The organism is Falsiroseomonas sp. RANM36, from assembly GCF_056682175.1.
This window is the reverse complement of record NZ_JBWXTD010000003.1, coordinates 1,613,962-1,622,331: the sequence shown is the minus strand read 5'-3', so window position 1 is coordinate 1,622,331 and position 8,370 is coordinate 1,613,962. Positions and strand designations below refer to the sequence as shown.

Below are 8,370 nucleotides of genomic sequence, written 5' to 3'. Positions count from 1 at the left end.
GCGGTGCCGAGGGGGTGCGTCTCCGGCACCGCGACGCCCGCCTCCCGCGCAACCTCCGTGAAGCGGCCCTTGTGATGCAGCGCGAGCATCGTGCCCGGCGGCATGGCGAGCACCGGCAGTTCCGGCGCCAGCTGCGGCAGGAAGGCGACGTGCAGCGCTTCTTCCGAGACCGGCACGACGAGATCCGCGCCGTGCGACCGCGCGACCCCCGCCAGCGCCTGGAGATAGGCGCGCTTGCCTTCGACCGGCGGCGGCACGCGGACGCTGCGCGCGACGCTGCGCGAGGCGCCGCAGAGATGGCGCGCATGCGGTTCCGCCACGATGACGCGCCAGCCATGCGCGGAAAAGCTGCGGCAGATGTCGAGGCCCTTCGGGAGGCGTCCGAGGGTGACGAGGACGGTGCCGCTCACGCCATCCTCACCTGGCACATCACCTGTTCGACGGGACGCGTGGTGAGGCGCGCGGCGGGGCGGATGCGGTCAGGCGCCTCCAGCGTCCAGTCGTAGCGGCGGAACATGCGCGCGATCAGCAGCGTCGCCTCGATGGTGGCGAAGGCGGCGCCGGCGCAGATGCGCGGGCCGATGCCGAAGGGGATGTAGGCGCCCGAGGTGATCTCGTCCTCCCGCTCCGGCAGGAAGCGGTCCGGGTCGAAGCGGTTCGGGTCCTTCCAGTAGAGGCGGTGGCGGTGCAGCACCCAGGGCGCCACCATCACCAGCGCGCCCCTCTTGAGGCGATAACCGTCCAGCGACGTCGCCTCGTTCGCGACGCGCGGGAGGAAGGTGATCGGCGGGTAGAGCCGCAGCGTCTCCCGGAAGACGTTGCGCGTCAGCGTCAGGCGCTTGATGTGGTGGAATTCGATCGGGCCGCCGCCGGTCACCTCCTCCACCTCGGCACGCAGCCGGGCGACAAGGGCGGGCTGCGTGGCGAGGATGGCGAAGGCCCAGGTGAGCGCGCTGGCGGAGGTCTCGTGCCCCGCCAGGAACAGCACGCCAAGCTGGTCGATCAGCTCCTCCCGCGTGAAGGCGCGGGCGCCGAGGTCGTCGCGGGCCTCGATCACCGCCTGGGCGATGTCGTCGAAGCTCGCGCCGGCTTCGAGATGCGTGTCCAGCAGGTCGCCGATGCGGGCACGGATGACGGCGCAGGCTTCCAGCACCGGCGCCTTCTGCGGCGCCTTCGTCCAGGCCTTGTCCCAGATCAGGCGGCGGATCTCCACCTGCGCCACGCGCCGCTCGAATTCGGTGAAGGCGTCGAAGACGTCATGCGCGGTCTTGCTCTGCAGCGTGGTGGTGAAGACGGTGCGGCAGATGATGTCGGCCGTCAGGTGGCTCATCGCCAGGTCGAGGCTGAAGGCCGTGCCGTGTTCCGCGTGACGGTCGTATTCGCTTTCGGCGTCGCTGCAACCGGCCTCCATCGCCGGGAAGGCACGGTTCACCCGCATCATGGACAGCGCCGGGTCGATCACCTTGCGCTGCCTGCGCCACGTCGCGCCCGACGAAACAAAAATGCTGTCGCCGATCAGCGGCTCCAGCGCGTGCACCATGAGGTCGGATTTCGGGAAGATGCCATCCGGGTCCGCCAGGACATGGCGCACCATCGCCGGCTCGTTCACCACCACGATAGAGCGCCGCGAATAGCCGAGCGGGCCGATCTTCATGTGATAGGCCTCGCGCGGCAGCAGCGAGAGCAGGTCGCCATCGCCGCGCAGCATGGCGCGCACCAGCGAGGGCAAGGCCGGCCAGGGCGGCGTGTAGGGCGGCACGAAGGGCGCCCAGCCATCGGCGCCGGCCCGGCGGGGCGGAGATTCCTCGATGATCGGCGCGTCGGTCATGCCGTCCTGCCCGGGCTGCCCCTGCCGCTGCCAACACCCGCGTGCATTCCGCTGCTTTACAGCCGAAAGTGTCAAGTGGCATTGTCACTTCGTCGGTGCGAGGACGGCGATGGAACTGCTGATCTTCCATACCCTGGTCATCGCCCACATCCTCTCGGGCGCGACGGGGGCCATCGCCTTCTGGGTGCCGGTGATCGGGCGGAAGGGCGGGGTGAACCACCGGCGCTGGGGGCAGGTGTTCACGCTCGCGCTGCTCTGCACCGGCGTCTTCGCGCTGGGCATGAGCCTGCTGTCGCTGATCGACCCGATGGGCACCCATCCGCAGCTGGTCGGCCGCTTCGACGAGGTGTTCGTGCGGGGCTTCTTCGGCCACCTGATGCTCTGCGCCTCCACGCTCACGATCAACCTGACCTGGTATGGCTGGATGCTGGTGCGCAACCGCGGCCGGCAGGAGCTGAACCGCACGCGCGCGATGTATGCCTGGCAGTGGATCGTCATCGCGACATCCCTGAATTGCGCCTTCCAGGGCTGGATGATGGGGGAGAAGCTGCTGATCGGACTGGCGGTGGTGGGGGTGGCCACGGGGGCGACCAACCTGTGGTTCCTGGCGAAGGACAACCCGACGCGCGAGGACTGGCTGAAGGAGCATGTGAAGGCGCTCGTCGGTGCCGGCATCAGCGTCTACACGGCCTTCATGGCCTTCGGCTCGGTGCGGGTCTTCCCGGAACTCGCGCTGCACCCGGTGATGTGGGCGATCCCGCTGAGCGTCGGGCTTGTCATCATCATCTGGCACCGGCTGGCGATCGAGCGTGCGGCGAAGCAGCGGCGCCGCGGCGAAGTGGCGCAGGCGGCCTGACGATGGATGGCGGCATGAACCGCCGCCGCGACCGCGTGCTGGTGATCGGCGCCGGCATGGGCGGCCTCTCCGCGGCGGTGGATCTGGCGCGACGCGGCGCCGATGTGACGGTGCTGGAGCGCGCCGCGACGCCCGGTGGCAAGATGCGCCAGCTGCAGGGCGTGGATGCCGGCCCCACCGTCTTCACCATGCGCTGGATCTTCGAGGGTCTGTTCGCCGATGCGGGCGAAAGCCTCGGAGATTTCCTTTCATTGGTTCCCGCCGAGACGCTGGCGCGCCATGCCTGGCGCCAAGGGGGCACTGAGGGCGGGCGGCTGGACCTTTTCGCCGATGTGGACCGCTCGGCGGAGGCGATCGGCGACTTCGCCGGCGCCGCGGAGGCGCAGGGCTATCGCGACTTCGTCGCGCGCAGCGCCGACATCCACCGCACCCTGGTCGGCAGCTTCATCGCCGCCGAGCGCCCTTCCCCGCTGGCGCTGGTGCAGCGCGTCGGCTGGGGGCGGCTGGATGCGCTGTGGCGCACGGCGCCCTGGCGCAGCATGTGGTCCGCGCTCGGCGACCATTTCCGCGATGCACGATTGCGGCAGCTGTTCGGGCGCTACGCCACCTACACCGGCTGCTCGCCCTTCCTGGCGCCGGCGACGCTGATGCTGATCGCGCATGTCGAGCAGGACGGCGTGTGGCTCGTGCGCGGCGGCATGGTGCGGGTCGCGCAGGCGCTGCAGGCGCTCGCCGAGCGACAGGGCGCGCGCTTCCGCTTCGGCGCGCAGGTGGCGGAAATCCTGGTTCGCGAGGGCCGGGCCTGCGGCGTGCGGCTCGCCGGTGGCGAGGAGATCGCCGCCGATGCCGTGGTGTTCAACGGCGATGTCGCGGCGCTGGCGCGCGGGATGCTGGGGCAGCAGGCGCGCCCCGCCGCGCCGGACACGCCCGATGCCGCGCGCTCGCTCTCCGCGGTGACCTGGTGCGTGAACGCGCCGACCCGGGGCTTCCCGCTGCTGCACCACAACGTGTTCTTCGCCGAGGACTACGCGGAAGAATTCGACGCGATCTTCCGCCGCCGCGGCATCTGCGCCGCGCCCACCGTCTATCTCTGCGCGCAGGATCGCGGCGTGGGCGAGGTGGCGCCCGGCGCGGTCGAGCGGCTTCTGCTGCTGATCAACGCGCCGCCCGATGGCGACACGCGCGACTTCGTGCCGGAGCTTTCGGCGCTCACGCAGCGCACGCTCGACCTGCTGCGGGCCTGCGGCCTGGAGGTGGCGCTGGACGACGCGACGGCAACGACACCAACAGGCTTCGATGCGCTGTTCCCGGCGTCCGGCGGCGCGCTCTACGGCCGCGCCGGACATGGCGCGACGGGCACCTTCGCGCGCCCGGGCGGCGTCACGCGGCTGCCGGGCCTCTATTGCGCGGGCGGCTCTGTGCATCCGGGCGCGGGTATCCCGATGGCGGCGATGTCGGGCCGGCTGGCGGCCGCGCGCGTGCTGGAGGATTTCGCGGGCGACGCGCGCCGGCCGGTGCGGCTGCCGGCGCCGGCGTGACGTTCAGCGCCGATAGGCGACGGCTTCCGGCACAAGCTGATCCAGGATGCGCGCGGAGCTGATCACGCCGGGCACACCGGCGCCGGGATGCGTGCCGGCGCCGACCAGATACAGGCCCTCCAGTTCCTCGCTGCGGTTGTGCGGGCGGAACCAGGCGCTCTGGAACAGCTGCGGCTCCAGCGAGAAGGCGGCGCCGTTCACCGACAGCAGGCGGTCGCGGAAATCCTGCGGGGTCAGCATGCGGGAGGTGACGATGGATTCGCCCAGGCCGGGCATCACCGTGTCCTCAAGCCGCTTCTGGATCGCGGCGCGATAGGGCTCGGCCTGCGCGCTCCAGTCCACGCCGCTGCCGAGATGCGGCACGGGCGACAGCACATAGAAGGCATCGCAGCCCGGCGGCGCAAGCGACGGGTCCGTCATCGTCGGACGGTGCAGATAGAGCGAGAAGTCGTCGGAGAGGTGCTTGCGGGTGAAGATGTCGTCGAGCAGGCCTTCGTAGCGCGGGCCGAGCACCATGGTGTGGTGATAGACGTCGTCGAACCTGCGGTTCGTGCCGAAATACCAGACGAAGAGGCTCATGGAGTAGCGCGCGCGCGCCACCTTGCGATCCGTCCAGCGCCGGCGCGGATGCTTCGCCAGCAGCTTCGAATAGGTCCAGCCGACATCCGCGTTGGAAACCACGATGTCGGCGGCGATGCGCTCGCCATCGGCCAGGCGCACGCCGGTGGCGCGCCCGCCCTCCGCCAGGATCTCGACCACCTCCGCGTTGCAGCGGATGCGGCCGCCGAGGCCGTCGATCAGGCCCGCGATGCCGTTCACCAGCGCGCCCATGCCGCCCATCGCGTAGTGGACGCCATGCATGCGTTCCAGATGCGCGATCAGGCAGTAGTACGCGGTTGTCGTCATCGGGTTCCCGCCGATCAGCAGCGGATGGAAGCTGAAGGCGATGCGGAGCTTCGGGTTGCGGAAATAGTCGCCCACCTTGCCGAACACCGTGCGGTAGCCCTGCAGGCGGATCATGTCCGGCGCCGCGCGCAGCAGCGCGCCGAAGCTGTGGAAGGGCTTGTCCGCCAGTTCACCGAAGGCGACGCGGTAGATCGCCTCGCTGTCGCGCATGAAGCGCTCGAAGCCGGGCAGGTCCTCGGGCGCGATGCGGGCGACCTCGGCGCGCGTCGCCTCGGCATCCGCCGAGCAGGCCATCACCGTGCCGTCGTCGAAGCGGATGCGGTAGAAGGGATCCATCGCGCGCAGGGTGACGTCGTCGCTCATCCGCCGGCCGCAGAGCTCCCACAGCTCCTCGAGCAGGTAGGGCGCGGTGATGATGGTGGGGCCGGCATCGAAGCTGAAGCCGTCCTGGCGAAACACATAGGCGCGGCCGCCCGGCGCATCGAGCTTCTCGAGCACGGTCACCCGCCAGCCGCGCGCGCCGAGCCGCACCGCCGCGGCCAGGCCGCCGAAGCCGGAGCCGATCACCACCGCATGCGGGCGTGGATCGGTCATCGCATCCAGCATGACAGGCCTCCGTTCAAGCGAAGCCGAGCGTGACCAACGCAAGCACCACGTAGCGGCCGGTCTTGGCGATGGCGACCAGGCACAGGAAGCTCCAGAAGGGCTCGCGGAGCACCCCGGCGATGACCGTCAGCGGGTCGCCGATGATCGGAGCCCAGCTCAGCAGCAGCGACCAGCGCCCCCAGCGGTGATACCAGCCCTCCGCCTGCGCAAGCTTGTCGCGCGGCACGGGAAACCAGCGCCGGTCGCGGTAATGCTCGACCCAGCGGCCGAGCAGCCAGTTCAGGCAGGAACCGAGCGTGTTGCCGAGGCTGGCGACCGCCACCAGCGCCCAGGGCGGCTGATCGCCGAGGATCAGCAGGGCTACCAGCAGCGGCTCCGACTGCATCGGCAGGATGGAGGCGGCACCAAGGGCGGCTGCGAAGAGGCCGAGATAGGTCGCGAGCGTCGTCATGGGCGGCGCCCGGATGTGCCGCGGCCGGCGTGCCCCTGCAAGGGCGCGCCGGCCGGCAGCCTTTCATGCGCGCGGCATCCCTAGTTGCGGGAGGCCTGCGCGGCGGGCTCCGCCGCGGCAGTGCGGGGCGGCGCCCGGTTCACCATGTTCAGTTCCGGATAGTCCCGCAGCATCGGCTGGCCGAGCAGCGGCTTGTTCACGCCCTGGTGGCAGGTGGCGCAGTTCACCTTCTGCGCGTCGCCATGCAGTTCGCCGACGCGGCGCGGGCCGTTCATGAATGGCTCGGGGCCCCAGGGATGCGCCGCGAATGTCTGCGAGAGCGGCTGCATGTAGGTGGTGTTCACGGCGCGCGCCATGCGGATGCCGTGCCAGGCGGTGAGCCGTTGCGGCGGGCTCTGCTCCCAGTTCGCGAAGGCGCGGCTGTTGTGGCAGAAGGTGCAGTTCACGCCGAGCCCCTGCGACATGTGCACCATGAGGGAGTAGGTCCACTCGCTGATGCGGATGTCGTCAGGGTTGGTGCGCGGATGCCAGGTGGTGCTCTGGTTCCGGATGTCCTGGTCGCCCAGCAGGAAGGGCGTGAACGGATCGTAGGGCAGCGAGGACAGGTTCGCCGCCGGCGCCACGCGGTTCTGGCCGGTCGGGCCGACCAGGCCCGAGCGATTGTCGGTGAAGGTCGTCCAGGTATTCGCCGGCACGGCATTCCCGCGATGGCAGGTGTAGCAAGTGACGCCGGTCTGGGCGACATGGGTCGTCCAGTCCTCGTTGATGGTGCGCGTCATCTGCAGCATCCGGCGCGCGACCGCCTTGGTGTATTTCTCGTCCGAGGCCATGTTCTCGATGTTGTGGCAGTAGGCGCAGCCGGCGCCGCTGTCCGGGTTGTCCCGGATATGCTGCGGCACCACCCATTCGGTCATCGCGACCATCAGGCGGTTGAACTGCGCCGCGCTGAGGTCGCCGAGCACCTGGACGTTCTGGTAGACGGCCGAGGCCTTGTCGGCGTCGTCGGCCGGCGGATCCGCGGCCGGCTGCGCCTCGGGCAGGACGTTCCGCGCGGCCACCTGGCGGACGGTGCGCGGATTCTGCAGCTGCTCCATCGCGACGCCGCGATACCCGATCTGCGCGGTGCTGACCGGCGGCCGCTCGAAGCTGGTGACCACGACATAGCCGACCAGCAATGCGGCGATGGCGAGCAGCGCCTGCCAGGTCCAGCTGAGCTTGATAGGCCTCATCGCGGCGCTCCTTGCACCAGGGCCGGATCGGAGATCGGCGCCCAGAGTTGCGGGTATTCCGGCGCGAAGCCGCGCTCGACAGCCCACAGGTACCAGTTGTCCACGACCGTGCCGGTGAGCAGGATGCCGATGCCGCCGGTCAGCGGGCACAGCACCGCGAACCACCAGGCCCAGCGATGGATGCTCTCGAAGCTGGCGTTGAAGCCCATGCACCAGCGCCAGAAGAGCATGCCACGCTCCGCCGCCGTGCCGCGATCCACGATCAGCTCGATCTCACGCTCGCCGCCGTAGCGCCCGAGCGCGAGGATGGTGGCGCCATGCATCGCGAAGAGCAGCACGGAACCGTAGAGGAAGACGATCGAGAGCGCGTGGAACGGATTGTAGAACAAGTTCCCGTAGCGGATCGAGAAGGCCGCGGTCCAGTCGAGATGCGGGAAGATGCCGAAGGGCACCGCCTCGCTCCAGCTGCCCATCGCGATCGGCCGGATGAAGCCGAGGACGAGATACAGCCAGATCGCCGCGGCGAAGGCCCAGGCGACATGCGTGCCCATGCCGAGCTGCAGCGCCCGCCGATAGGTGCGCGCCCACCACAGCAGGATGGAGATCGTCAGGAAGAAGCCTGCCACCAGCCACCAGCCGCCCTCGCGCATCGGCGGGAAGCGGAGGCCGTGCTGCGCCAGCGGCGGCTCCAGCGCCAGCCAGAACAGCTGGCGGACGAACTGCACGATGTCCCACTGCACGGAGGCCAGCATGTTCAGGCCGATGATCAGGAAGGCCAGCGTGCCGAAGAAGATGGACACGACGCCCATGACGCCGAGGTAGATCGGCCCGACCTGCGCATCGCCGAAGCGGCCGAACAGGTGGACGAACCCGCCCCCGCCTTCCCCGGGGGGGGGGGGGGGCGCCGCGGGGGGGCGCCGCCCGGGGGGGGGGGGGGGGGGGGGGGGGGGGGGGGG

The 8,370-nt window shown here is 70.3% G+C and carries 8 protein-coding genes; 2 read left to right on the top strand and 6 right to left on the bottom strand.

The window, feature by feature from the left end:
* A partial coding sequence (locus AC1MIR_RS12695; protein WP_480028515.1) for a hypothetical protein occupies positions 1-410 on the bottom strand: 410 nt, incomplete at its 3' end.
* A complete protein-coding gene (locus tag AC1MIR_RS12690) occupies positions 407-1,828 on the bottom strand; it encodes a cytochrome P450 (protein ID WP_480028514.1) in 1,422 nt (473 codons plus the stop codon). The genes AC1MIR_RS12695 and AC1MIR_RS12690, both read right to left, overlap by 4 nt.
* Positions 1,829-1,937: 109 nt before the next feature.
* Here AC1MIR_RS12690 and AC1MIR_RS12685 point away from each other — a divergent pair, with 109 nt between their 5' ends.
* A complete protein-coding gene (locus tag AC1MIR_RS12685) occupies positions 1,938-2,684 on the top strand; it encodes a hypothetical protein (RefSeq protein ID WP_480028513.1) in 747 nt (248 codons plus the stop codon).
* 14 nt (positions 2,685-2,698) lie between these two features.
* Entirely contained in the window at positions 2,699-4,222 is a 1,524-nt protein-coding gene (crtD, locus tag AC1MIR_RS12680; protein WP_480028512.1) for a 1-hydroxycarotenoid 3,4-desaturase CrtD, read from the top strand.
* A 3-nt stretch (positions 4,223-4,225) separates the two neighbouring features.
* Here crtD and AC1MIR_RS12675 read toward each other — a convergent pair whose 3' ends face one another.
* The 4 genes from AC1MIR_RS12675 to pufM all read right to left on the bottom strand — a co-directional run.
* Positions 4,226-5,734, bottom strand: a complete 1,509-nt coding sequence (locus AC1MIR_RS12675; RefSeq protein WP_480028511.1) for a phytoene desaturase — start codon at positions 5,732-5,734, stop codon at positions 4,226-4,228.
* A gap of 13 nt (positions 5,735-5,747) precedes the next feature.
* On the bottom strand, positions 5,748-6,185 hold the full coding sequence (locus AC1MIR_RS12670) for a YqaA family protein (RefSeq protein WP_480028510.1): 438 nt from the start codon (positions 6,183-6,185) through the stop codon (positions 5,748-5,750).
* An 80-nt stretch (positions 6,186-6,265) separates the two neighbouring features.
* Positions 6,266-7,414: a photosynthetic reaction center cytochrome PufC gene (gene pufC / locus AC1MIR_RS12665; protein ID WP_480028509.1), complete on the bottom strand. Its 1,149-nt coding sequence runs from the start codon at positions 7,412-7,414 to the stop codon at positions 6,266-6,268.
* On the bottom strand, positions 7,411-8,370 hold a 960-nt coding region (pufM, locus tag AC1MIR_RS12660), incomplete at its 5' end, for a photosynthetic reaction center subunit M (RefSeq protein ID WP_480028508.1). The genes pufC and pufM, both read right to left, overlap by 4 nt.